This window comes from Lysobacter xanthus (genome assembly GCF_047159895.1).
This window is the reverse complement of the sequence record NZ_BAAGAB020000003.1, coordinates 47,122-68,415: the sequence shown is the minus strand read 5'-3', so window position 1 is coordinate 68,415 and position 21,294 is coordinate 47,122. Positions and strand designations below refer to the sequence as shown.

The following is a 21,294-nucleotide window of genomic DNA, read 5'->3' as shown; positions in this document are numbered from 1 at the left end:
CGGTCAGAACGGCTTGGCGATCACCAGGTAAACGATCGCCACCAGCAGCAGCACCGGGATCTCGTTGACCAGGCGCAGCGTGCGCGACGACGGCAGCGCGCCGCCGGCCGCCGCGCGCTTCAGCCAGCGCCCCGAAACGACGTAGAAGGCGAGCACGAACAGCACGCAGGCGATCTTCGCGTGCAGCCAGCCGCCGGCGATGTGGAAGCCGAACCACAGCGCCAGGCCGAACACGAGCGCGAGGCCGAGCATCACGTGCCCGAAGCGGTAAAGGCGACGGCCCATCAGCACGAGTCGCTCGCGCACGGGCGGCACGTCGCCGGCCTCCACCACATTGACCAGGATCCGCGGCAGGTAGAACACCGCGGCCATCCACGCGATCACGAACACGACGTGGAGGGTCTTGGTCCAGAAATAGGCCATGGCGCGGGCGCTCGGGCAGGCAGGGGCCGGTAGGATGCCACGCGCGCCGCGACGCTCCGACGGCGCTCCGGGGGATCGATGGGCAAGCAGTACGACGAGGACTATTTCCAGCGCTGGTACCGCGACCCGGCCCTGCGCCGCGAAGCGATCGGCGGCGGCGCGCGACTCGCGCGCAAGGTCGCGATGGCCGTCGCCACTGCCGAGTACTGGCTTGAGCGCCCGCTGCGAAGCGTGCTCGACGTCGGCTGCGGCGAAGGCGCCTGGCAGCCGGTACTAAAGAAGCTGCGGCCGAAGGCCACCTACCTCGGCTTCGACAGCAGCGCCTATGCGGTCGAGCGCTTCGGCCGCCGCCGGGGCCTGCACCTCGCGGCCTTCGGCGACTTCGCCGCGCTGCGCCCCTGCCCGCCCGTCGACCTCCTGGTCTGCAGCGACGTGCTGCACTACCTCGACACGCGCGAACTCGACGCGGGCCTGACAGGCCTCGCCGAGCTCTGCGGCGGCATCGCCTTCCTCGAGACCTTCACCCGCGAGGACGCGGTCCAGGGCGATACGGCCGGTTTCCGTCGGCGCCCGGGCCGCTTCTATCGCGAGCGCTTCGAGCGCGCCGGCTTCGCACCGCTGGGCTCCCACCTCTGGCTGGCGCCGGGCCGTGTTGACGAGGCGGCGACACTCGAAACGGCGGGCTGAACAAGGGCGACGGGTTTCACAGCCGGCTGTTTCACGCGGGGAGTATGCTGCGACGCAACAGGACAGGGGGTGTCCATTGCTTTACCAGATGCACGAACTCGGGCGCGCGTGGCTCGCGCCGATGACCTACTGGGCCGATGCGATGAGCAAGGCCTTCGGCGCGCAGGGCAGCTGGCTGTCCTCGGTTCCGGGCGCCGCGCGCGTGTCCGCCGGCTACGAGCTGTTCTACCGGCTCGGCAAGGACTACGAGAAGCCCCGCTTCGACATCGACGCCGTCGAGGTCGACGGTCGCACCTTCGCGGTCGCCGAGCGCGAGGCGCTACGCAAGCCGTTCTGCCGGCTGCTGCATTTCAAGCGCTACGCCGACGACGTCGCCGGCGTGGAACTGCTGTCGAAATCGCCGACCGTGCTGGTCGTCGCGCCGCTGTCCGGCCACCACGCGACGCTGCTGCGCGACACGGTCCGCACGCTGCTGCGCGACCACGACGTCTACATCACCGACTGGATCGACGCCCGCATGGTGCCGGCCGTGGAAGGCCCCTTCCACCTCGACGACTACGTCGTCTACGTGGAGGAGTTCATCCAGCACATCGGCGCGCGCGACCTGCACGTGGTGAGCGTCTGCCAGCCGACGGTGCCGGTGCTCGCCGCGGTTTCGCTCATGGCCGCGCGCGGCGAGCCGACGCCGCGCTCGCTGGTGATGATGGGCGGGCCGATCGACACCCGCGAGAACCCTACGCAGGTCAACGACCTGGCCACGCAGAAGCCGATGTGGTGGTTCGAGACGCAGCTGATCCACCCGGTGCCGCCGCCGTTCCCGGGCGTGGGCCGCCGCGTCTACCCGGGCTTCCTGCAGCACATGGGCTTCGTGGCGATGAACCCGGAGCGCCACTTCCAGTCGCACTGGGACTTCTACGAGAACCTGCTGCAGGGCGACCTCGAGGACGCGGACTCGCATCGTCGTTTCTACGACGAGTACAACGCTGTGCTCGACATGCCGGCCGAGTACTACCTCGACACCGTGCGCATCGTCTTCCAGGAGCACCTTCTGCCGAAGGGCCAGTGGGAAGTGCGCGGGCAGAAGGTCGATCCGTCGAAGATCCGCGACACCGCGCTGCTCACGATCGAAGGCGAGCTCGACGACATCTCCGGGCGCGGCCAGACGCGCGCGGCACACAAGCTGTGCACGGGCATCGATGCGAAGGACAGCCATCACCTCGTCGTCGAGGGTGCGGGCCATTACGGCATCTTCAGCGGCCGCCGCTGGCGGACGCAGGTGTATCCGCAGGTACGCGATTTCTTTGCGAGGTACTCGAAGGACTGATCGCTTCCGCGCAGGCGGACGAACGAAGGGCGCCTCGCGGCGCCCTTCGCGTTTCCGGCGACCGGTCGATCAGCCTGCGTAGGCCGGGCCCGACTTCACGAGCAGGTGTTTGGCGACCTGGCCGTGCAGGCGGCCGACGCCGCGCGCCAGGTGCAGCGTGCCGAACAGCAGCGCCACGCCCGCGGCGAACACGATCGGCAACGCCCAGTAGTCGACGCCGGTGATCTCCACCTGCGACATCGGCGCCCAGCCCATCCAGGCGAACAGCGCGGCGACCGGCGCGACGATGAAGCCGGCCGAGACCGACAGCAGCGTGACCGCGAGCGTGAAGTAGACGATGCCGAGCGGGAGCATCAGCAGCATGTACGCCATCGTTCCCCACGTGCGCGGGTCGGTGAACATCGACTTGATGCGCTCCAGCAGCGGCGCATCGCGCGTCACGTACAGCGGCCGGCGCGGCATGCGCTCGCCGAGCATCACTTCGACCAGCCGGCCCTCGACGAGCGAGAGCACGCGCACCGAGCCGAAGAACAGGATCACGAACGGGATGCCGATGATCAGCACCGAAAGGCCCGCGCTCAGCGACAGCCCGGTCACCACCCACGTGAAGTAGAAGATGCCAGTCGCCAGCGAGAGCAGCATGTAGAACAGCGCGGCGTACGTGCGCGGCTCGGCGGCGACGCCGAAGAAGCGACCCAGCGCGGAACGGCGCACCGGCGCCCTCGGCGGCTGCAGCGCGGTCTGCACGCGCACCTCGGTGTCCCGGTAGATGTCGGCCACTTCGGCGGGTGCGCCGTAGCTGCCGGCCACGTCGGCGATCACCTGCGCCTCCGACTTGCCCGGGTTGGCGGCCATTTCCGAGCGCAGGTAATCCTCGGCATCGTACAGCGCGTCCTGCACGAGCGCGGGGTCCGCGCCCTCCAGCGCGATGCGCAGGCGCTCCAGGTATTCGGCGATGGTCGAGGGCGCGCGCGGCGCGGGGGTGAAGGCGTGGACGGTGTTCATGCGAGGTCTCCCCGGGAGTCGGAGGCGGTGGTCTGGAGGTGTGCGGCGGCGAGCGGGCCGAGCACGGCGTCGACGGAGTCGCGCGTGCCGCGCCAGGCCTCCGCCCAGCGGGCGAGCACGTCGTGGCCGGTGGCGTTGATGCGGTAGTAGCGGCGCGGCGGACCGGAGACCGACGGCTCGACGAAGCTCTCGAGCAGCCCGGCGCCCTCCAGGCCGCGCAGGACCGGGTACAGCGCGCTCTGCTTGCCGGCCAGCACGCCCTCGAGCTGCTCCAGGCGCTTGGCGATCTGGTAACCGTACATGGGCTCGGCGGCCTCGCCGAGGACGGCGAGCAGCGCAAGGGAAACGGTGCCTGCGCTCAGCTCCTTCTGGAACTTCCGCAGGTGCAGGTCGGGATCGGTATCGCTGTCGGGCTGTGCAGCCATGGCGGAGGCTCGTCCTGATGACGAGTTCACTGTAGTGCGAAGTCCGATATACCGAACCTGCCATTGGTCACGGCCGTTGGCGCGCCAGCGACGGGCGGTCGGCTACCAAGGAGGCTCCCCCAACGGAGCGACCGCCATGAGCCAGGGCGACAAGTCCAGCTACACCGACAAGCAGAAGCGCGAGGCACGGCACATCGAGGAGAGCGAGCTCAAGCGTGGCGTGGGCAAGGAGCAGGCCGAGCGCATCGCCTGGGCCACTGTCAACAAGCAGGACGGCGGCGGCAAGAAGTCCGGGTCGGGCCGCACGCATCATTGATCGACGCTGCGGCGCGGCCGGGCATGCGACAGAATCGGGGCACGTCCCCGGGGAACCTGCCATGCCCATGCCGCGCCGCGTGCTTCCGACCTGCCTCGCCCTTGCTTTCGTCGCCACCCTCGCGCAGGCCGCCGCGCCGAAGGCGGCGGCGCCCGCCAAGCCGCGCTCGATGCAGGAGATCCTCGACGCCTCGACCGCGTCCGACTGGCGCCGGCTCGACCCCGCGAACACCCTCTACCTCGACCTCGACGGCGGCCATCGCGTCGTGATCGAACTCGCGCCGGACCTCGCGCCCGCGCACGTCGGGAACGTCCGCACGCTGGCACACGAGGGCTACTGGAACGGCCTGTCGATCGTGCGTTCGCAGGACAACTTCGTCGTGCAGTGGGGCGATCCGGAAGAGGACGCGGCCAAGCGCAAGCCCATCGGTGGCGCGAAGGCCAAGCTGCCGGCGGAATTCACCAGCCGAGCGCCCTCGCTCGCCCGGTCGTGGACGCGCCTGCCCGACATGGACGGCTGGGCGCCGCAGGTCGGCTTCGCGTCCGGCATGCCGGCCGGACGGGATCCGAAGGCCGGCACCTACTGGATGGCGCACTGCTACGGCGCCGTGGGGGCCGGTCGCAACAACGACGCCGATTCGAGCGACGGCACCGAGCTCTACGTCGTCACCGGCCAATCGCCGCGCCAGCTCGACCGCAACATGTCGATGGTCGGCCGTGTCGTCCAGGGCATGGAATGGCTGTCGACGATCCCGCGCGGCACCGGCCCGCTCGGCTTCTTCGAGAAGCCCGAGCAGCGCGTGGCGATCCGCGCGATCCGCCTCGCCGCCGATGTGCCGGCCGCCGAGCGCACCGAGCTCGAACTGATGCGCACCGATTCACCGCGCTTCGTCGAGTTGGTCGAGGCGCGCCGCAATCGCCGCGATGCCTTCTACAAGGTGCAGGCGCACCACATCGACCTGTGCAACGTGCCGCTTCCGGTGCGCGGGGCGAAGCGCTGAGGTTCAGCGACCGATGATCGGCGGCGCCGGCGCTCGCACCGCCGGCTGCGCACCCGACTTGTCGACGATGCCGAGCGCGGCACGGGCCGCGGCTTCGTCGGCGTTCGCCGGCATCGGCATGGCCGGCACCGGACGCTCGGGCGCGACCGGCCGCGGCAACGGTCGCGGATCGGCCGCACGGCCGTCGCCCGCGACGCGCGGCGCATCGGTTTCCGCCGCAGCGCGCTCGGCTTCCTGGCTCAGCACCACGAGCGAGATGCGGCGGTTCTTCGGATCGGCCGGATCGTTGCGGTTGAACGGCACCGACGACGAGAGCCCGACGACGCGCGCGAGCTTTTCCTCGCGCATGCCGCCCTCGATCAGCGCGCGTCGCGCCGCGTTCGCACGCTCGGCCGACAGTTCCCAGTTGCTGTAGCCGATCTTCGCGGCGTACGGCGTGGTGTCGGTGTGGCCCGAGATCGCGACGCGATTGGGCACGCCGTCGATGTACTTCGCCAGCTCGACGAGGATCTGCCGCGTGTAGGGCTTCAGCTCGGGCGATCCCAGGTCGAACATCGGGCGGTTCTGCGCATCGATGATCTGGATGCGCAGGCCTTCGGGCGTGATGTCGATCAGCAGCTGGTCCTTGAACGGCTTGAGCGCCTGGCTCTGGCCGATCGCCTTCTCCAGCAGCTTGCGCAGGATCTCGAGCTTTTCCTTGTCGGCCTTCTCGAGCGCCTTGCGCACGGCATCGTCGTCCGCGGTCTTGCCGTTGCCGAGGCCCGGGATCCTGGCATCGCCCGCGCCCGGCGGATTGCGCAACTGCGAGAACATCTTGATCGGCGTGTCGCCAGCGCCGCCGGGCCCCATCTTGCCCTGCACCGCCGTGCTCGTACGGCCCTGCACGGCGCTCGGGTTCTTGAAGTAGTCGGCGATGCCGCCGAGCTTCTCCTGCGGCATCGTGGCGGCGAGCCACATCACCATGAAGAACGCCATCATCGCGGTCACGAAGTCCGCGTACGCGACCTTCCACGAGCCGCCGTGATGCCCGCCGCCGCCCTTCTTGCGGCGCTTGATGAGGATGATCGGCGCGGGCTGCTGCGCGGCCATCGATCAGCCCTTCGCGGACTTGAGATCCGCTTCGAGGTCCTGGAACGACGGCCGGATGTCGGAGAACAGCAGCTTGCGCGCGAATTCGATCGCCACGCTCGGCGCGTAGCCGCGCAGCGAGGCGATCAGCGCCATCTTCACCACCTCGAACGCCTTGCCGTCCTCGTGTGCGCGGTTTTCCATCGCGCTCGCGATCGGGCCGACGAAGCCGTACGAGATCAGGATGCCGAGGAACGTACCGACGAGCGCCGAGGCCACCTTCTCGCCGATCTCCGACGGCGCCGCGCTGCCGACGATCGACATCGTGTTGATGATGCCGAGCACGGCGGCGACGATGCCGAAGCCCGGAAGCGCGTCGCCCACCTTCTGCATCGAATGCGCCGGCTCCAGCGCCTCGTGGTGGTGCGTCTCCAGCTCGTACTCCAGCAGCGACTCGAGCTCGTGCGGGGCCATGTTGCCGCCGACGATGAGGCGCAGGCAGTCCGTGATGAAGTCCACCATGTGGTGGTCGGCGAGCACCTTCGGATACTTCTGGAAGATCGAGCTCTCGTTCGGCTGCTCGATGTGCGCCTCGATGGCCATCATGCCTTCGCGGCGCATCTTCACCAGCAGCTCGTAGATGAGCTTGAGCAGGTCGACGTAGTCGCCGCGCGTGTACTTGGGCCCCTTCATCACGCCCTTGACGCCGGCGAGCGAGGCCTTGATGACCTTGATGGGCGTTGCGATCAGCCACGAGCCGACCGCCGACCCGACGATCACGATGATCTCGTTGAGGTGCCACAGTGCAAGGATTTTGCCGCCGACCATCATGAAGCCACCGAGCACGCTGCCGATGACGACGACGGCTCCGATGATCAGGTACATCCTTGTGGCTCCAGCGCTGCGGGGGACAGGTCACCCGAACTAACGGCGGCCGGGCCCCGGACTTGAGTTCGCGCGGCGCCAAGCGGCCGTTGGCGAGTCGTCCGCGTTGGCGTGCCGGTCACGGCCGGGGTCCGAGCATCGGGGCTTCGATCCGCAGGAGCCCGACATGAACCGCGAGACCCCGCACCACGGCCCGAACCGCGACGCCGGCGCGCGCCTCTACGAGGACATGCCGTCGGTCACCGACCACGGCGGCGGCCGCTCGCCCCGCGACGATTCCTTTGGCCCGCCCGCAATCGGCGGCCCGCAGGAGCCGCGCTACGGGCAGGACCTGCGCGCCGACGAGTCGCGCGCGCTCGACCTCTCGACCCAACGCGCGATGCATGGCCAGAAGCGTCGTGGGCCGAAGAACGCCACGCGCTCGGACTCGCTGATCACCGAGGAGCTCAACGAGCGCTTCACCGACGACGATCTGCTCGACGCGAGCGAGATCCTGCTGCGCTCCGAGGACGGCCGCGTCCTGCTCACGGGCAATGTTCCCGAGCGCTGGATGAAGCATCGCGCGGAGGACATCGCCGAGTCCGTGCGCGGCGTCGTGGACGTCGAGAACCGGATTCGCGTCGACGACGGCACCGCGTCGATCGGCCCGGGCGGCGCCGTGCGCAGCGGCCTGAACCAGCCCGGCAGCGGCTTCTCGAGCTCGCCGCCGAACGAGGACTGGCAGGCCCGCGACGACCGCGTGGGCTGACACCGACCTACAAACAGGAACGCCCGCATCGCTGCGGGCGTTCTGTCGTGCGGATGCGGCGGATCAGAAGCCCATCCACAGCCTCGCGAAGTACGCCCGGCCGCTGAGGCCGAACTGCACGCTTTCGAAGATGTGGCCGTTGTCGGTCTCGTTCGGATCCTGGCGGCTCGGGAAGACGTCGAACGCGTTCGTGACGCCCAGCGTGAGCTTGGCCTTCGGCGTGAAGCTGTACGTGCCGCTGACGTCGGCCGACGTCTTCGCCGCATAGCGCTGGTTCGGAACGCCCGCCTCCGTGCCGGAGAACGTCCCGAGTTCCTGCGGACCGAAGTGGATGATCTTCAGGTTCGCGTTCCACGGGCCGCCGGTCCAGTCAAAGCCCAGCACGGCCTTGCGGCGCGGCGAGCCGTTTTCGACGAAGAGGCGATCGCGCTCGGGCAGCAGCGCGTCCTCGCGCCCGGCCAGCGAGGCCGGTGCATTGACCTTCGTCACCTCGGTGCGGTTGAAGTTCGCCGCGAAGAACGTATCAAGCGTACCGCCCAGCAGCGCATGTCCGTTCCACGCGGCGGTGAGGTCGAGGCCGGTGGTGCGGGTGTCCACCGCGTTGACGAAGAAGCGCGCCACGCCGATGTCGCGCGCGGCGAGGATCGCGCCGATGTTCGGATCGTCGTTGCCGAACTCGCCGGTCAGGATGATGCGGTCCTGGATGTCGATGCGATAGGCGTCCGCGGTGACGGAGACGGCACGGGACGGCGACCACGTGATGCCGAGCGTGCCGCTGCGCGACGTCTCCTCCTTCAGCGACGGAATGCCCGCCGCGACGGCGAGCGCGCTGTCGTTCGGCGCGATCACGATGTCGACGGGCTGGCCGCTGATGAAGTCGGTGATCGTCGACGAGAAGTACTTCTGCTGCAGCGACGGCGCGCGGAAGCCCGTGTTGAGCGAGCCACGCACCAGCAGCGCGTCGGTGGCGCGGAAGGCCATCGCCACCTTGCCGTTCAACGTCGAGCCGAAGTCGCTGTAGTCCTCCCAACGCACCGCGAAGTCGGTCGTCAGGCGGTCGGTCATGTCCAGCTCGAGGTCGGCGTAGAGCGCGTCGCTCTGCCGCGTGCGGTTGGTCACGTCGACCGGCTGGAAGCCCGGGAAACCCTGGCTGCCGGCGTTGCCGCCGGTGCCGGCGCCGTCCGCATCGATGTACGAGCCGGGTTCGCCCGCGCGGATGCGGTAGCGCTCCTGGCGGTGCTCGGCGCCGAACGCGATGTTCATGCCCTGCAGCACGCCGTCGAAGAAGCGCGAGACGTCGAGGTTGGTGGTGTCCTGCTGGAACGAGAAGCCGCCGGCGTCGAAGCGCGTGGCACTCGTCGCCGGGCGTCCGCCCAGCGCGTTCGCGTTGGCGATCGAGGCGTTGAGCGTGTGGTTGATGTCGTAGCGCAGCTCGTTGTAGCCGTGCGTCTGCGAGACGTCCCAATGCCACAGGCCGATGTCGCCGCGCAGGCCGAGGATGCCGAAGCGGTCCTGCAGATCGCCGTCGATGAACGGCACGAAGCCGTTCGGGTACATCGCCGCGGAGTTGCGCGACGGGATGTCGTCGCTGCCGACGCCGCCCCGCGCGAACGCCGCGGAGGACGCGGCGCGGCTCTGCATGCCCGCGGTGAAGTAGACCGTCGCCGCCTCGCCCAACGGCTGGTCGCCGTTGACGTAGAGCGTGCGGTTGAGCACCTGCGAGTCGCCGATGATGCGCAGCGGGTTCTCGTCCGTCGCGCGGTTGGAGCGGCCGCGGTCCTGCCATTCGCCGGTCACCGCGAGCGTGCCGCCGGTGGCCAGCTTCAGGCCGCAGTACGCGGAGGCCAGCCAGTTTTCGCCGTCGCCGCGCGAGTACTGGCCCCAGCCGAGCGCGGCCTCGCAGCCGGCCTTCCGCTTGAGCGCGATGTTCATGACGCCCGCGATGGCGTCGGAGCCGTACTGCGCGGCGGCGCCGTCGCGAAGGATCTCGATGCGGTCGATCGCCATCACCGGGATCGCGTTGAGGTCGGTGCCGGTGTTGCCGCGATTGCGCGCGCCGTAGATGTTGACCAGCGAGACCGTGTGGTGGCGCTTGCCGTTGACCAGCACCAGCGTCTGGTCCGAGCCGAGCCCGCGCAGCGCGGCGCCGTCGACGAGGTCGGCGCCGTCGGAGCCGGTCTGGCGCGTGGAGATGAAGGACGGCGCGGTCGCCTGCAGCGATTGCGCGAGGTCGAACTGCCCGCCGGTCTCGACCTGGCGCTGCATCGGCAGCACGTCGACGGGCACGGGCGTGGTGGTGTCGGACGCGCGCTGCACGCGGCGCGAGCCGATCACCGCAACCGTGTCGAGCTGCGGCGCGTCGTCGGCCGTCGCGGCGGGCGCGGCGTCCTGCGCGCGGGCCTGCGGCATGGCCGCGAGGGCGAGGGCGAGCGCGACGGCCGAGCACAGCACGGCACGACGCGGATGGTCGATCGAAGGTCCTTGCATCTTTTTCCCCGTTCAGTGGATCCCCGCGGAGGAATCTAAGGGTCGCGGCGGCCCACGTCCATGCGCGTCCGTCGGCGCGCGTCGATGAATCGCTCAGCACGGGTGCGTTTGCCGTCACGCGGCCTATGCCCGCCGCTGCCTAGCCTCGAAATCGCCCCATTTGCAGGAATTCCCCGCCATGCCCGTGATGCGTATGCGAGTGATGGGAAGCGACGACCACGCCCGTGCCATCGGCAACCTGCTGCAGAGCATCGATGGCATCGAGCACGTCGAGGAAGTCGCCGACCTCATGCCCCGGATGGACGACGACTCCAGCTCGGCCGGATTGACCGACGACCAGGGCTCGCCCGTCCACGAGCTCGAAGTCGAAGCGCCGAACGACCTCGCCGTGCAGCGCGTCCGCGACGCCGTGGAGGCGCTGGCCTTCGACCTCGATGTCATGGTCGAGTTCGAGAACGACGCCGACTGGAACAGCTGAGACCGCGGATGCGCCATCGTGCCTGCCCTCCCTCGCTCCTCGTCCGATGCCGTGCAGGCGTCGCGACGGCACGCTGCCGGGCCCGGGGTCGCTGACATGCACGGCCGGCCGCACGAGATGCTGCTGTCGGACCTGACACCGCGGTCCCCCGCCTTCCTCGCGACGACGCCGGCGGTGTTCGGCAGCGGCGTGCCCGCGGTCGACGGCGTGCGCGTCGGCATCGGCGGCTGGACCTACGCGCCGTGGCACCACACGTTCTATCCGAAGGGCCTCGTCGCGCGGCGCGAGCTCGAATACGCGAGCCGGCGCTTCAGCACGATCGAGATCAACGGCACCTTCTACGGCGCGCGCCGCGCGGCGGAATACGCCCAGTGGCGCGAGCAGACGCCGCCGGGCTTCGTGTTCTCGGTCAAGGCGCCACAGCACGTCACCCAGCGCGGCGCGCTCGCGAAATGCGGCAAGGCCGCCTGGGCCTTCCTCAACGGCGGCCTCGCCGAGCTCGGCGATCGGCTCGGGCCGGTGCTGTGGCACATGCCGCCGAGCCGCACGTTCGATGCCGACGACCTCGCCGCCTTCCTCGACCTGCTGCCGCGCACGCTCGACGGCCGGCCGCTGCGGCATGTCATCGAGCCGAGCCATCCGAGCTTCCTCGACCCGCGCTACGTCGAAGTCGCGCGCGCGTTCGGCGCCGGTACCGTCTGCACCGACGCACCCGACATGCCCGCCTTCGGCGGCGTGACCGGACAGACCGTCTACGTGCGGCTCATGCGCTCACGCGTGGACGTGCCCGAGGGCTACGCCCCCGAGGAGCTCGACGCGTGGCTGGAGCGCGCGCGGCTGTGGTCGTCGGGCGGCGAGCCCGACGACGTGCCGCGGCTCGTCGAGCCGGTCGCCCCGCTGCGGCCACGCGAGGTGTTCGTGTATTTCATCGGCGGTGCCAAACAGCGCAACCCGGCGGCTGCCATGGGGATGATCGCCCGCCTGCTGCGCCGATGACGGCGAAGCAGTGCTCCGCCATTTCGGCGGTGCCAAGCAGCGCAACCCGGCAGCTGCGATGGGAATGATCGCCCGCCTGCTGCGCCGATGACGGGACGCATCAACTCGCGGTGAGGCAGCCGCCTCGACCGCGAACCCGGCACCCGCTCGTGGCGCGTTGCCAAACCCCCGGCCGTCTCCAACTCTCGACTGGACGCTTCGCCCAACGACCCATCGGCCCGCGTGTCGTGCCCTACTTCGCCCGCTGGCTCAACGCCACGCTGCCGAGGATCAGTGCCGCCGCGATCGACATGCGCAGCGTCGGCGCCTCGCCCAGGAGCCACCAGGCCCACGCGACGCCGAACAGGGGCACGAGGTAGGTGACGGTCGACGCACGGCCCGCGCCGATGCGCGCGATGAGCCGGTAGTACATGACGAAGGCGATGCCGGTGCACATCACGCCGAGCAGCGCGACCGACAGCCACGCGCGCGGCGATGGCGACGTCTCCGGCCATTGCGCAATGGCGAACGGCAGCACCATCAGCGCGGCGCAGGCCAGGGTCGCGGGCGCGACGGCGCTGGCGGGCAGGCCGGACAGGTGGCGACGCACGAGGTTGATGCCGAGTCCGTAGAGCAGCGCGGCACTGGCGCCGGCCGCGACCGCCGGCCCGATCGCGGCTCCGGCGACACGACCGCTCGCGAGCACGACCACGCCGGCGAAGCCGACCGCGAGGGTCGCACTGCGCGCCCAGCCGATGCGTTCGCCGAAGAACATCGCGCCGACGAGCGCGGTGAACAGCACCGTCATCGCATTGCAGATCGCACCGACGCCGGCCGGCGCCCGCTCGGCGCCCCAGGCGAACAGCAGGAAGGGCACCGCCGAGTTGATCGCGCCGATCAGGGCGAGCTTCGGCCACAGGCGCAACGGGAACGACGCCCGGGCACGCCAGAGGAACGGCAGCAGCACGATGGCGCCGAGGGCGAGCCGCACCTCCACCAGCGCAGCCGGGCCGAACTCGGACGCGGCGACGCGCATGAAGAGGAACGAGGCACCCCAGATCGCGCCGAGCACGGCGATTTCGAGCGGCGTGATCCAGCCGCGGGCCTCGGGTGCTGCGAGCGGCGTGGCGGGGACGTGGGCGGCCATGAAGCACTCTCCGATGAAGCCGACGCGGCCGCCGGATGCGCGGCATCGAGGCCGTTCGCATCCACCAGCCGTGAGCGAGGTTGGGGACAAGGCGCATTGTCCGCACAGGCTCGGCCCCCGCAAGCGCATACTTTCGACGTCACCCACGAATCTGGCTTGAGGCTGCATGGGCACCCGCGCGGAATGGCTCTCGGCGATCGCTGCGTTCGAGGCGGCCGCGCGCCACCAGAACTTCGCCCATGCGGGCGAGGAGCTGCATCTCACCTCGAGTGCCGTGAGCCACCACGTGCGCAAGCTGGAAGCGCGGATCGGGCTGCCGCTGTTCCAGCGCCACGCCCGCGGCGTCGCGCTCACCGCCGCGGGCCGCCAGCTCGCGGACGCCGCGAGCACGTCGCTCGCCGATCTCGAGGACGTGCTGCGGACGCTGAAGTCGGCGAGCCAGGAGCTCGACACCGTGCGCGTCGCCACGCTGCATTCGTTCACCTGCGCCTGGCTGATGCCGCGCCTGCGCGCGTTCACCGCCGCGCACCCGGGCATCCGCCTGAGCATCGAGACCGGCTTCGCCCTCGCCCGCTTCGACGACAGCGGCCCGGACGTGGCCATCCGCCACGGCCCCGGGCAGTGGCCCGGGGCGCAGGCGACCTTGCTGATGGACGAGCAGCTCTTCCCGGTGGCCGCGCCGGACATGCCCGGGTTCGCGGAGGTGCGGACGACCCGCGACGTCGCCGCGCTGCCGCTGGTGGCGGACAACGCCCGCCAGGGCTGGCCCGACTGGTTCCGCGCGGCCAAGGTGCGCGGCGTGGTGCCCGACGAGCGGCTGCGCTTCACCGATTCGACCGGCGCGCTGGAAGCGGCGGCCGCGGGCCTGGGCGCCGTGCTCGCACGCGAACGCATCGTCGCGCCCTACCTCGCCGACGGCCGCCTCGTGCGCCTGCCCGGCCCGGCGATCCGCGCGCGCTGGTCGTACTACGTCGTGGAGCCGACGCACCGCCACCTGCGCCCTGCGGCCCGCACCTTCGTCGACTGGGTGCTCGAGGCGGCGCGCGACGGCGCGCACTGATCGCACGCCACGGCCGCCTGCGTCGCGACACATGGCGATCGCCGATAATCCTTCGATGTCGACGCCCGAAACCCGCCGCGCCTTCCTGCAGATCCACGTATGCGTGGTGCTGTGGGGCTTCACCGCCATCCTGGGCAAGCTGATCAGCCTGCCCGCGTTGCCGCTCGTGTGGTGGCGCATGCTGTTCGTCGTCGCCGTGCTCGCGCTGGTGCCGCGCGTCTGGCGCGGGCTGCGGGCCATGCCCGGCCGCATCGTGCTGGCGTATTCGGGCATCGGCGCGCTGGTCGCGCTGCACTGGCTGACGTTCTACGGCTCGATCAAGTTGTCGAACGCCTCCGTCGGCGCGACCTGCATCGCGCTCGGCACCGTATTCACCGCGATGGCCGAGCCCTGGCTCGCGAAGACCCGCTTCCAGCCGCGCGACTTCCTGCTCGGGGTGGCCGTGCTGCCCGGCGTCGCGCTCGTGGTCGGCGGCATTCCCGCCGGCATGCGCGCCGGCGTCGCGGTCGGCACGCTGTCGGCGATCTTCGTGGCGCTGTTCGGCTCGCTCAACAAACGCTTCGTCGAGCACGGCGACGCGCTCACCATCACCGCGATCGAACTCGGCGCGGGCACGCTCATGCTCACCGTGCTGTCGCCGCTGATGGCGCTGCTGTGGCCGGGCGAAGCCCTGTCGTTCTCGCTGCCGGGGGCGCGCGACGTCGGCCTGCTGCTCGCGCTGTCGATCGGCTGCACGCTCATCCCGTACGCGCTGTCACTGGTCGCGCTGCGGCACATGAGCGCCTTCGCGGCGCAGCTCGCGGTGAACCTCGAGCCGGTCTACGCGATCGTGCTCGCGATCCTGCTGCTGGGCGAGCAGCGCGAACTCAGCCTCGCCTTCTATGCGGGCGTCGCGATCATCCTGGGCGTGGTGCTCGCGTATCCGCTGCTGCACAGCCTGCGCCGCATCGAGCATCCGGAGATGCTCGCGGCGTCCGAAGCCAAGGGCATGGTCGACTGAACGCCCCGGCTCAGGCCGGTGCGTGCTGCGACTCGTCGAACGTCATGTAGCAGACGTTGAGCTTGTTGCCGTCGAGGTCGCGGAAGTAGGCCGCGTAGAAACCCGGGAACCGTTCGCCGGGCGCGCCCTCGTCGGTGCCGCCGAGCTCGAGCGCCTTGGCATAGAGCGCGTCGACCTGCGCGGGATTCTCCGCCTCCAGCGCCACCATCGTGCCGTTCCCGGCGGTCGCGGGCTCGCGATTGAAGGGAATCGAGATGCCGAGGCCCGCGCCGTTCTTCGGATTGCCGTAGGCGATGAAGTAGTCGGGCTGCTCCATCACGCGCTTGGCGCCGACCACCGCCAGCAGTTCGTCGTAGAAGCGCGCGGCGCGCGGCAGGTCGTTGGTACCGAGGGTGGTGTAGGCGATCATCGTGCGGGCTCCGGAAGTCCGGGCGGGATGCTAACCCCACCGCGGCGCGCGCACGACGTCGGCCGCGCCGCAGACACGCCACGCCGCGAGCGTCTATCCTCGTCGCGAACCCGACGGAGCCGCCATGAACGCCAATACCCAGACCGACATCGCCAAGCTGCTGCTGCGCGTCACGCTCGGCGTGCTGGTGCTGTTCCATGGCTTGGCCAAGCTCAACGGCGGCATGGGCGGCATGGTGCGGATGGTCGAGGCGCACGGCCTGCCGGGCCCGCTCGGCTATGGCGTCCTGCTGGGCGAAGTCGCCGGCCCGCTCATGCTGATCGCCGGCTTCCACGCACGCATCGGCGCGCTGCTGGTCTTCATCAACATGGTCGTCGCCGTGGTGCTCGTGCACATGGGCCAGCTCGGTTCGTTCAACGAGCAGGGCGGCTGGGCGCTCGAACTGCAGGCGATGTACCTCGTCGCCGCGCTCGCGCTGGCGCTGCTGGGCCCGGGTCGCTACAGCGTCAACGAGCGCTGATCGTGCAGGTGCTCGAATTCGATCTCGAAGGCGAGTTCGTCGAACTCAACCAGCTGCTCAAGCTGGCCGGGCTCTGCGACAGCGGTGGGGCGGGCAAGCAGATCGTCGCCAGCGGCGCCGTCCACGTCGACGGCGCGGTGGAGTTGCGCAAGACAGCGAAGATCCGCGCCGGGCAGCGCGTCCGGCTGGGCGACGTCGAGATCCGCGTCGTCCCGGGCTGACTATTTCACCAGCGGTCGCAGCGACGGCCAGACGTGGTCGAGCAGGCGGCCCTGCACCGCGGCGGTCGGATGCAGGTTGTCGCGCTGGAACGCGGCGCGCTGCAGCATGATCGGCTCCAGGAAGAACGGCACCAGCGCCGCGCCGTGGTTGCGCGCCACCGTCGTGTAGGCATTGGCGAAGCCTTCGGTGTAGGCGCGGCCGAGGTTCGGCGGCATGCGCATGCCGAGCACGAGCACCTTCGCGCCGCTCGCGCGAGAGAGCTTCACCATGCGGTCGAGGTTGGCCTGCATGTCGCGCACCGGCAGGCCGCGCAGGCCGTCGTTCGCGCCGAGCTCGATCACCACCACCGACGGCCGCGTCCGCGCGAGCGCCGCGGGCAGGCGCGACAGGCCGCCCGCCGTCGTCTCGCCGCTCACGCTCGCATTGACCACGCCCCAGCCGGGGTTCGTCGATTTCAGCCGCTGGCCGAGCAGCGTCACCCAGCCCTGCGAGGCGGCGAGCCCGTAGCCGGCCGACAGCGAGTCGCCCATCACCAGCACGGTCTTCGTCCGCGCCTGCACCGGCGTCGCCACGCGCGCCTGCGCCGGCAGGGTCACCACCAGCGCCATCAACAGTGCGATCCAGACCAGGCCCTGTTGAACACGGCCCTTCATGCCTTCATATGCGGTGTACATGCAGTCCTCCGGCCGGACCCCCGGCCCCACTGGAGACATGATGCTCGACTCCACCGTGAACCCCGGCCGAAGCACGGTCCCCTCCGCGCTGGCCGCCGAGCATCTCGGCAAGCAGGTGCCCCTGCCCTCCGGCGACCTCGTGATCCTGCGCGACGTCGGCTTCGCCATCGCCCCGGGCGAGACGGTGGCGGTGGTCGGGGCCTCGGGCTCGGGCAAGAGCACGCTGCTCTCGCTGCTGGCGGGGCTCGACACCCCGTCGTCCGGGCGCGTCCTGCTGGACGGCACCGCGCTGTCCGGCCTCGACGAGGACGGACGGGCGCGCGTGCGCGGCGAGAAGGTCGGCTTCGTCTTCCAGAACTTCCAGCTGCTGCCGTCGCTGACCGCGCTGGAGAACGTGATGCTGCCGCTCGAGTTGCGCGGCGACGCGGACGCGGCCGGGCCCGCGCGATCGATCCTGCAGCGCGTCGGCCTCGGCGAGCGTCTCGGCCACTACCCGCGGCAGCTCTCCGGCGGCGAGCAGCAGCGCGTGGCGCTGGCCCGGGCGTTCGTCACCCGGCCCGGCCTGCTCTTCGCCGACGAGCCCACCGGCAACCTCGACACCCGCACCGGCGCGTCCATCATCGAACTGCTGTTCGAACTCAATGCGCAGGCCGGCACCACGCTGGTGCTGGTGACCCACGACGACGCGCTCGCCGCGCGCTGCGGGCGCGTGCTGCGCCTCGACGCGGGTCGGCTGGTCGACGACGCGATGGCGACGCGCTGATGCCGGTCGCCCTCGCACTCGCCTGGCGCCAGCTTCGCCGCGACCTCCGCGCCGGCGAGGTGCGCATTCTGATCGCGGCCATCGTGCTGGCCGTGCTGGCGGTCACCGCGGTCGGGTTCGTCACCGATCGCGCCGAACGTGCGCTGGCGATCGAAGCCAATCGGCTCCTCGGCGGCGACGCCGTGGTGAGCGGCGACGGCCCGCCCTCGCCCGCGCTCGACGCCGCGGCGCGCGCACCCGGGCTGCGCCGCGCGGAGACACGCGAGCTGACCACGATGGCCTCGGTGGGCGACGGGGACGCGCAGCGCCTCAAGCTCGCCGACCTCCGCGCGCTGGGTGCGGGATTTCCGCTGCGCGGCACCTTCCGCCTCCTGGATTCAGGAGGTAACGAAACCTCCGCAAGCCGCATCCCCGCGCCAGGCACCGCGTGGCTGAGCCGCAGCGGCGCCGACGCGCTCGACGCACGCATCGGCGATGCGATCTCCCTCGGCGACCGCACGTTCCGCATCGACGCGATCGTCGCGCAGGAGCCGGACGCCTCGACGGACCTCTTCAACATCGCCCCGCGCGTGCTGATCAACCTCGCGGACCTGCCCGGCACCGGGCTCGTGCAGGTGGGCAGCCGCATCCAGTACCGACTCGTCGTCGCCGGCGAGGCGGGCGCGATCGAGCGGTTCAACGGTGCGGCGAAGGCGGCGCTCGGGCGCGGCCAACGTCTCGAGACGATCGGGAACGCACGCCCCGAAGTGCGCTCGGCGCTCGACCGTGCAGGCCGCTTCCTGGGCCTCGCCGCGATGGTCTCGGTGATGCTCGCGGCGGTGGCGGTCGCGATGGCGGCGCGCCGGCACAGCGAGCGGCATCGCGCAGGGGCGGCGGTCATGCGCTGCCTCGGCGCCTCGCAGCGCCGGATCGTGGCGATCCACGTGGGCGAACTGATGCTGCTCGGCCTCGGTGCGAGCCTCGTCGGCGTGGTGCTGGCGTTCGCGATGCAATGGGGCATCGGTCTCTGGCTCGCGCAGAAGCTGGCGCTGTCGATTCCGCCGGCCGGCGCGCTGCCGGCGCTGCAGGGCCTGCTTCTCGGACTGGTCGTGCTCATCGCGTTCGGCGCGCCACCGGTGCTCGCGCTGCGCCGCGTCCCCGCGCTGCGCGTGCTGCGACGCGATCTCGATCCCGTCGAGCCGGGTGCACTGGCCGTCGGCGCGCTGGGCCTTGGCGCGCTCGGTGCGTTGCTGTGGTGGAAAGCCGGCTCGCCGACGCTCGGCCTCGCGATGCTGGTGGGCGTCGTCGCCACGCTGGCGGTGCTCGCCGTGCTCGCCTACGGGCTGATCCTCGTCGTGCGCGCGCTGCGCACGCAGATGCGCGGCCCGCTGCGTTACGGGCTCGCCAACGTCGGGCGCCGGCCGGGTGCGAGCGTCGCGCAGGTCTGCGCACTCGGCCTCGGCCTGATGGCGCTCCTTCTGCTCACGTTCGTGCGCACCGACCTGCTCGATCGCTGGCAGCGCTCGTTGTCGACCGACGTTCCCAATCGCTTCGTCATCAACGTGCAGGACGACCAGGTCGCCGACGTGCGTGCCTTCATCGGCGCGCAGGGCATCGAGGCGCCGCAGCTCGTGCCGATGATCCGAGCCCGGCTGGTGACGCGGAACGGTCGCGCCGCGAGCGGCGCGCAGTACGCCGAGGAAGACGCGCGCCGTTTCGCCGAGCGCGAGTTCAATCTGTCGGTCGCGGACAAGCCCGAGGCCAGCAACCGCATCGTGGCGGGACGCTGGTGGACCGGCACGCCGAAGGCGCCCGAGCTGTCGGTCGAGAAGCGCTTCGCCGACCGGCTCGGCTGGAAGGTGGGCGACCGCATCGGGTTCGACGTCGCCGGGCAGCCGTTCGAGGCGCGCATCACCAGCCTGCGCGAAGTCGACTGGGAGAGCTTCCGCCCGAACTTCTTCGTAGTCGCCTCGCCGCATTCGCTCGACGGCTATGCCGCCAGTTGGATCACCGCGGTGCGGGTGCCGGCGTCGCAGCCGCGCTTCACGGCGAAGCTCGTCGACCGCTTCCCGAACCTCACCGTCGTCGACATCGACGCCGTGCTCGCGCAGGTCCGCGCGACGGGCGACCAGGTCTCCACCGTCGTGCAGGTGGTCTTCTGGTTCTCGCTCGCCGCCGGCGTGTTGGTGCTGATGGCCGCGGTCACCGCCAGCCAGGACGAACGCCTGCTCGAGGGCGGCGTGATGCGGGTGCTCGGCGCGAAGCGTGCCCAGCTACGGCTCGCGCAGGCGTCCGAGTTCGTCGCGATCGGTCTGCTGTCGGGGCTGGTCGCCGCCTTTGCCGCGTCGATCCTCTCGGGCGTCGTCGCCACGCGTGTCTTCGACCTGCCGTGGTCGTTCGACGCGACACCGGCGATCGCGGGCGCGGTGATCGGCACCGTCGCCGCCCTCGCGGCGGGCCTGTGGGCGACGCGGCGCGTGCTCGATGCGCCCCCGTCGACCACGCTCCGCGAACTGCAGGACTGAGGCGACCCGGACTCAGCAGGTCTGGCGGACGATCGCGCTGCGGATCAGCACCGCATCGCCGCCGCGGGCGACGGCCCAAGCGTCGAGGCCGATGCCGCGGACCAGGGGCGGGCTCAGGCGGTCGAGCTCCACGTCGGCGACGCCGAGGTCGCGGGCGGTGAGTTCGGCACCTGCGGCGAGTGCGGCCTCGACCCGCTCGGCCACGACGTGCACGGTGCCGTCGGTCAACTGGAACGCATGGAGGCGCATCGGCCGGGGCCCCTCGGTGGCGACCGCGTCGCCGAAGCACGGCCGCCGCGGGCGGTCGCCGCGCCGCTGCGAGAGAAGTCCCCGGACGGCGGTGCCGGAAGCCGGGGACCCGTGCCTCGCAGGAGGCGATGCCCGCATCGGGCGGACGCGCGACGGAGAGCCGTCGCACTGTCACGCTGCGCCGACACCCGTTATCCGTGCGTGACGCGCGCGAGAAAAAACCCCGGGGCTCGCGCCCCGGGGCTGGAGAAAATAAAGCCGGACGACCTCAGCACGACCCCACTTGCAGGTCGAGCATTCCGGAGCGGCCGTGAGACGCCCGTGACGGCCGCTTGCCGTACATCGGCGTCAAAAAGAAACGCCCCGGCAGGGCCGGGGCGATCAAGGCTGTTGCCACGACGGCGCGGTGCACTCGGTCGTCGGGGGCCGCGATAGGTGCCGTAGCTTTGCTTGTCGGCGGCCTTGCGCGAAGGCTGCGACCTGCCGCGTTAACCGCCCATGATCCGCGGTGCGCATCAGGCTGCACGCCCGTCTGCTCACCGGGCCACAATCGCGCGATGTCCTTCCTCGGCCTGCGCGCCGCGCTCCATCTCGTGCTGCATGCGCTGGTACCGCTCGCGGTGGCGCTCGCGTGGCCGCGCGTCCGGTGGTGGCGCGCGTGGCCGTGGCTGCTCGCCGGTTGGGCGATCGACGTCGACCATCTGCTCGCCGATCCGGTGTACGCGCCCGGACGCTGCTCGATCGGCTTCCATCCGTTGCACACGTGGCCGGCCATGCTCGTGTACGCCGCACTGCTCGTGCCGCGACGCACGCGCCTGCTCGCCGTCGGCCTGTGGATCCACATGGCGCTCGATACGCTCGACTGCGCGCTGATGCATTGAAGCCTACGGCCGGTTTGGCGCGGTCGTGATACCACGCTGCCTAG

General features: G+C 70.8%; 24 protein-coding genes. 14 read left to right on the top strand and 10 right to left on the bottom strand.

The window, feature by feature from the left end:
• Nucleotides 1-3 precede the first annotated feature (3 nt).
• Complete coding sequence (locus tag ACY35P_RS02275) at nucleotides 4-423, bottom strand: CopD family protein (RefSeq protein ID WP_462114202.1); 420 nt, start codon at nucleotides 421-423, stop codon at nucleotides 4-6.
• Nucleotides 424-501: 78 nt separating this feature from the next.
• Between ACY35P_RS02275 and ACY35P_RS02270 the strand changes: the two genes are divergently transcribed.
• Nucleotides 502-1,110: a class I SAM-dependent DNA methyltransferase gene (locus ACY35P_RS02270; RefSeq protein ID WP_462114201.1), complete on the top strand. Its 609-nt coding sequence runs from the start codon at nucleotides 502-504 to the stop codon at nucleotides 1,108-1,110.
• 88 nt (nucleotides 1,111-1,198) lie between these two features.
• Nucleotides 1,199-2,434, top strand: coding sequence for a polyhydroxyalkanoate depolymerase (locus tag ACY35P_RS02265; protein WP_462114256.1), 1,236 nt, complete (start codon nucleotides 1,199-1,201; stop codon nucleotides 2,432-2,434).
• A gap of 69 nt (nucleotides 2,435-2,503) precedes the next feature.
• On the opposite strand, the gene ACY35P_RS02260 is transcribed toward ACY35P_RS02265, so the two are convergent.
• Both ACY35P_RS02260 and ACY35P_RS02255 read right to left on the bottom strand, forming a co-directional pair.
• On the bottom strand, nucleotides 2,504-3,439 hold the full coding sequence (locus ACY35P_RS02260; protein WP_462114200.1) for a sensor domain-containing protein: 936 nt from the start codon (nucleotides 3,437-3,439) through the stop codon (nucleotides 2,504-2,506).
• Nucleotides 3,436-3,864, bottom strand: coding sequence for a PadR family transcriptional regulator (locus tag ACY35P_RS02255; protein ID WP_462114199.1), 429 nt, complete (start codon nucleotides 3,862-3,864; stop codon nucleotides 3,436-3,438). The genes ACY35P_RS02260 and ACY35P_RS02255 overlap by 4 nt, the downstream gene beginning before the upstream one ends.
• A gap of 136 nt (nucleotides 3,865-4,000) precedes the next feature.
• On the opposite strand from ACY35P_RS02255, the gene ACY35P_RS02250 reads away from it, so the two are divergent.
• Complete coding sequence (locus tag ACY35P_RS02250; protein WP_462114261.1) at nucleotides 4,001-4,180, top strand: hypothetical protein; 180 nt, start codon at nucleotides 4,001-4,003, stop codon at nucleotides 4,178-4,180.
• Between the two features lie 67 nt (nucleotides 4,181-4,247).
• Complete coding sequence (locus ACY35P_RS02245; RefSeq protein ID WP_462114255.1) at nucleotides 4,248-5,180, top strand: peptidylprolyl isomerase; 933 nt, start codon at nucleotides 4,248-4,250, stop codon at nucleotides 5,178-5,180.
• A gap of 3 nt (nucleotides 5,181-5,183) precedes the next feature.
• On the opposite strand, the gene motB is transcribed toward ACY35P_RS02245, so the two are convergent.
• Complete coding sequence (gene motB / locus ACY35P_RS02240; RefSeq protein WP_462114198.1) at nucleotides 5,184-6,269, bottom strand: flagellar motor protein MotB; 1,086 nt, start codon at nucleotides 6,267-6,269, stop codon at nucleotides 5,184-5,186.
• Nucleotides 6,270-6,272: 3 nt separating this feature from the next.
• Nucleotides 6,273-7,133 (bottom strand): flagellar motor stator protein MotA, encoded by an 861-nt coding sequence (gene motA, locus ACY35P_RS02235; RefSeq protein WP_462114197.1) that lies wholly within the window; start codon nucleotides 7,131-7,133, stop codon nucleotides 6,273-6,275.
• Between the two features lie 166 nt (nucleotides 7,134-7,299).
• On the opposite strand from motA, the gene ACY35P_RS02230 reads away from it, so the two are divergent.
• Complete coding sequence (locus ACY35P_RS02230) at nucleotides 7,300-7,881, top strand: BON domain-containing protein (protein WP_462114196.1); 582 nt, start codon at nucleotides 7,300-7,302, stop codon at nucleotides 7,879-7,881.
• 63 nt (nucleotides 7,882-7,944) lie between these two features.
• Here ACY35P_RS02230 and ACY35P_RS02225 read toward each other — a convergent pair whose 3' ends face one another.
• Nucleotides 7,945-10,368, bottom strand: a complete 2,424-nt coding sequence (locus tag ACY35P_RS02225; RefSeq protein ID WP_462114195.1) for a TonB-dependent receptor plug domain-containing protein — start codon at nucleotides 10,366-10,368, stop codon at nucleotides 7,945-7,947.
• A gap of 178 nt (nucleotides 10,369-10,546) precedes the next feature.
• Here ACY35P_RS02225 and ACY35P_RS02220 point away from each other — a divergent pair, with 178 nt between their 5' ends.
• The gene (locus ACY35P_RS02220) at nucleotides 10,547-10,846 is read left to right on the top strand and encodes a hypothetical protein (RefSeq protein ID WP_462114194.1); all 300 of its coding nucleotides are present in this window, start codon (nucleotides 10,547-10,549) and stop codon (nucleotides 10,844-10,846) included.
• Between the two features lie 96 nt (nucleotides 10,847-10,942).
• Nucleotides 10,943-11,842 carry a DUF72 domain-containing protein gene (locus tag ACY35P_RS02215; RefSeq protein ID WP_462114193.1) on the top strand — a complete coding sequence of 300 codons (900 nt, stop codon included), beginning with the start codon at nucleotides 10,943-10,945 and terminating at the stop codon, nucleotides 11,840-11,842.
• Nucleotides 11,843-12,074: 232 nt separating this feature from the next.
• Here the strand turns inward: ACY35P_RS02215 and ACY35P_RS02210 are convergent, their stop codons facing one another.
• The gene (locus ACY35P_RS02210; RefSeq protein WP_462114192.1) at nucleotides 12,075-12,968 is read right to left on the bottom strand and encodes a DMT family transporter; all 894 of its coding nucleotides are present in this window, start codon (nucleotides 12,966-12,968) and stop codon (nucleotides 12,075-12,077) included.
• Between the two features lie 166 nt (nucleotides 12,969-13,134).
• Between ACY35P_RS02210 and ACY35P_RS02205 the strand changes: the two genes are divergently transcribed.
• Together ACY35P_RS02205 and ACY35P_RS02200 are read left to right on the top strand one after the other, a co-directional pair.
• Nucleotides 13,135-14,028, top strand: coding sequence for a LysR substrate-binding domain-containing protein (locus ACY35P_RS02205; protein WP_462114191.1), 894 nt, complete (start codon nucleotides 13,135-13,137; stop codon nucleotides 14,026-14,028).
• Nucleotides 14,029-14,083: 55 nt separating this feature from the next.
• Complete coding sequence (locus tag ACY35P_RS02200) at nucleotides 14,084-15,028, top strand: DMT family transporter (protein WP_462114190.1); 945 nt, start codon at nucleotides 14,084-14,086, stop codon at nucleotides 15,026-15,028.
• A 10-nt stretch (nucleotides 15,029-15,038) separates the two neighbouring features.
• Here ACY35P_RS02200 and ACY35P_RS02195 read toward each other — a convergent pair whose 3' ends face one another.
• Nucleotides 15,039-15,437 (bottom strand): VOC family protein, encoded by a 399-nt coding sequence (locus ACY35P_RS02195; protein ID WP_462114189.1) that lies wholly within the window; start codon nucleotides 15,435-15,437, stop codon nucleotides 15,039-15,041.
• Nucleotides 15,438-15,561: 124 nt separating this feature from the next.
• Between ACY35P_RS02195 and ACY35P_RS02190 the strand changes: the two genes are divergently transcribed.
• Nucleotides 15,562-15,957, top strand: coding sequence for a DoxX family protein (locus tag ACY35P_RS02190; protein WP_462114188.1), 396 nt, complete (start codon nucleotides 15,562-15,564; stop codon nucleotides 15,955-15,957).
• Nucleotides 15,958-15,959: 2 nt separating this feature from the next.
• Nucleotides 15,960-16,178, top strand: coding sequence for an RNA-binding S4 domain-containing protein (locus tag ACY35P_RS02185; protein WP_462114187.1), 219 nt, complete (start codon nucleotides 15,960-15,962; stop codon nucleotides 16,176-16,178).
• Here ACY35P_RS02185 and ACY35P_RS02180 read toward each other — a convergent pair whose 3' ends face one another.
• Entirely contained in the window at nucleotides 16,179-16,832 is a 654-nt protein-coding gene (locus ACY35P_RS02180; protein ID WP_462114254.1) for an arylesterase, read from the bottom strand.
• 61 nt (nucleotides 16,833-16,893) lie between these two features.
• On the opposite strand from ACY35P_RS02180, the gene ACY35P_RS02175 reads away from it, so the two are divergent.
• Together ACY35P_RS02175 and ACY35P_RS02170 are read left to right on the top strand one after the other, a co-directional pair.
• Nucleotides 16,894-17,616 carry an ABC transporter ATP-binding protein gene (locus tag ACY35P_RS02175; RefSeq protein ID WP_462114186.1) on the top strand — a complete coding sequence of 241 codons (723 nt, stop codon included), beginning with the start codon at nucleotides 16,894-16,896 and terminating at the stop codon, nucleotides 17,614-17,616.
• Nucleotides 17,616-20,120 (top strand): ABC transporter permease, encoded by a 2,505-nt coding sequence (locus ACY35P_RS02170; protein WP_462114185.1) that lies wholly within the window; start codon nucleotides 17,616-17,618, stop codon nucleotides 20,118-20,120. Before ACY35P_RS02175 ends, ACY35P_RS02170 begins: the two co-directional genes overlap by 1 nt.
• Nucleotides 20,121-20,132: 12 nt before the next feature.
• Here ACY35P_RS02170 and ACY35P_RS02165 read toward each other — a convergent pair whose 3' ends face one another.
• Nucleotides 20,133-20,369: a hypothetical protein gene (locus ACY35P_RS02165; protein ID WP_462114184.1), complete on the bottom strand. Its 237-nt coding sequence runs from the start codon at nucleotides 20,367-20,369 to the stop codon at nucleotides 20,133-20,135.
• A gap of 557 nt (nucleotides 20,370-20,926) precedes the next feature.
• On the opposite strand from ACY35P_RS02165, the gene ACY35P_RS02160 reads away from it, so the two are divergent.
• Nucleotides 20,927-21,250, top strand: a complete 324-nt coding sequence (locus tag ACY35P_RS02160; RefSeq protein WP_462114183.1) for a DUF6122 family protein — start codon at nucleotides 20,927-20,929, stop codon at nucleotides 21,248-21,250.
• Nucleotides 21,251-21,294 lie beyond the last annotated feature (44 nt).

What these genes read in the sequence shown, in the direction of transcription:
- ACY35P_RS02275 (WP_462114202.1), bottom strand. Translation starts at nt 423, where the DNA reads ATGGCCTATTTCTGGACCAAGACCCTCCACGTCGTGTTCGTGATCGCG.
- ACY35P_RS02270 (WP_462114201.1), top strand. Translation starts at nt 502, where the DNA reads ATGGGCAAGCAGTACGACGAGGACTATTTCCAGCGCTGGTACCGCGAC.
- ACY35P_RS02265 (WP_462114256.1), top strand. Translation starts at nt 1,199, where the DNA reads ATGCACGAACTCGGGCGCGCGTGGCTCGCGCCGATGACCTACTGGGCC.
- ACY35P_RS02260 (WP_462114200.1), bottom strand. Translation starts at nt 3,439, where the DNA reads ATGAACACCGTCCACGCCTTCACCCCCGCGCCGCGCGCGCCCTCGACC.
- ACY35P_RS02255 (WP_462114199.1), bottom strand. Translation starts at nt 3,864, where the DNA reads ATGGCTGCACAGCCCGACAGCGATACCGATCCCGACCTGCACCTGCGG.
- ACY35P_RS02250 (WP_462114261.1), top strand. Translation starts at nt 4,001, where the DNA reads ATGAGCCAGGGCGACAAGTCCAGCTACACCGACAAGCAGAAGCGCGAG.
- ACY35P_RS02245 (WP_462114255.1), top strand. Translation starts at nt 4,248, where the DNA reads ATGCCGCGCCGCGTGCTTCCGACCTGCCTCGCCCTTGCTTTCGTCGCC.
- motB (WP_462114198.1), bottom strand. Translation starts at nt 6,269, where the DNA reads ATGGCCGCGCAGCAGCCCGCGCCGATCATCCTCATCAAGCGCCGCAAG.
- motA (WP_462114197.1), bottom strand. Translation starts at nt 7,133, where the DNA reads ATGTACCTGATCATCGGAGCCGTCGTCGTCATCGGCAGCGTGCTCGGT.
- ACY35P_RS02230 (WP_462114196.1), top strand. Translation starts at nt 7,300, where the DNA reads ATGAACCGCGAGACCCCGCACCACGGCCCGAACCGCGACGCCGGCGCG.
- ACY35P_RS02225 (WP_462114195.1), bottom strand. Translation starts at nt 10,368, where the DNA reads ATGCAAGGACCTTCGATCGACCATCCGCGTCGTGCCGTGCTGTGCTCG.
- ACY35P_RS02220 (WP_462114194.1), top strand. Translation starts at nt 10,547, where the DNA reads ATGCCCGTGATGCGTATGCGAGTGATGGGAAGCGACGACCACGCCCGT.
- ACY35P_RS02215 (WP_462114193.1), top strand. Translation starts at nt 10,943, where the DNA reads ATGCACGGCCGGCCGCACGAGATGCTGCTGTCGGACCTGACACCGCGG.
- ACY35P_RS02210 (WP_462114192.1), bottom strand. Translation starts at nt 12,968, where the DNA reads ATGGCCGCCCACGTCCCCGCCACGCCGCTCGCAGCACCCGAGGCCCGC.
- ACY35P_RS02205 (WP_462114191.1), top strand. Translation starts at nt 13,135, where the DNA reads ATGGGCACCCGCGCGGAATGGCTCTCGGCGATCGCTGCGTTCGAGGCG.
- ACY35P_RS02200 (WP_462114190.1), top strand. Translation starts at nt 14,084, where the DNA reads ATGTCGACGCCCGAAACCCGCCGCGCCTTCCTGCAGATCCACGTATGC.
- ACY35P_RS02195 (WP_462114189.1), bottom strand. Translation starts at nt 15,437, where the DNA reads ATGATCGCCTACACCACCCTCGGTACCAACGACCTGCCGCGCGCCGCG.
- ACY35P_RS02190 (WP_462114188.1), top strand. Translation starts at nt 15,562, where the DNA reads ATGAACGCCAATACCCAGACCGACATCGCCAAGCTGCTGCTGCGCGTC.
- ACY35P_RS02180 (WP_462114254.1), bottom strand. Translation starts at nt 16,832, where the DNA reads ATGAAGGGCCGTGTTCAACAGGGCCTGGTCTGGATCGCACTGTTGATG.
- ACY35P_RS02175 (WP_462114186.1), top strand. Translation starts at nt 16,894, where the DNA reads ATGCTCGACTCCACCGTGAACCCCGGCCGAAGCACGGTCCCCTCCGCG.
- ACY35P_RS02170 (WP_462114185.1), top strand. Translation starts at nt 17,616, where the DNA reads ATGCCGGTCGCCCTCGCACTCGCCTGGCGCCAGCTTCGCCGCGACCTC.
- ACY35P_RS02165 (WP_462114184.1), bottom strand. Translation starts at nt 20,369, where the DNA reads ATGCGCCTCCATGCGTTCCAGTTGACCGACGGCACCGTGCACGTCGTG.
- ACY35P_RS02160 (WP_462114183.1), top strand. Translation starts at nt 20,927, where the DNA reads ATGTCCTTCCTCGGCCTGCGCGCCGCGCTCCATCTCGTGCTGCATGCG.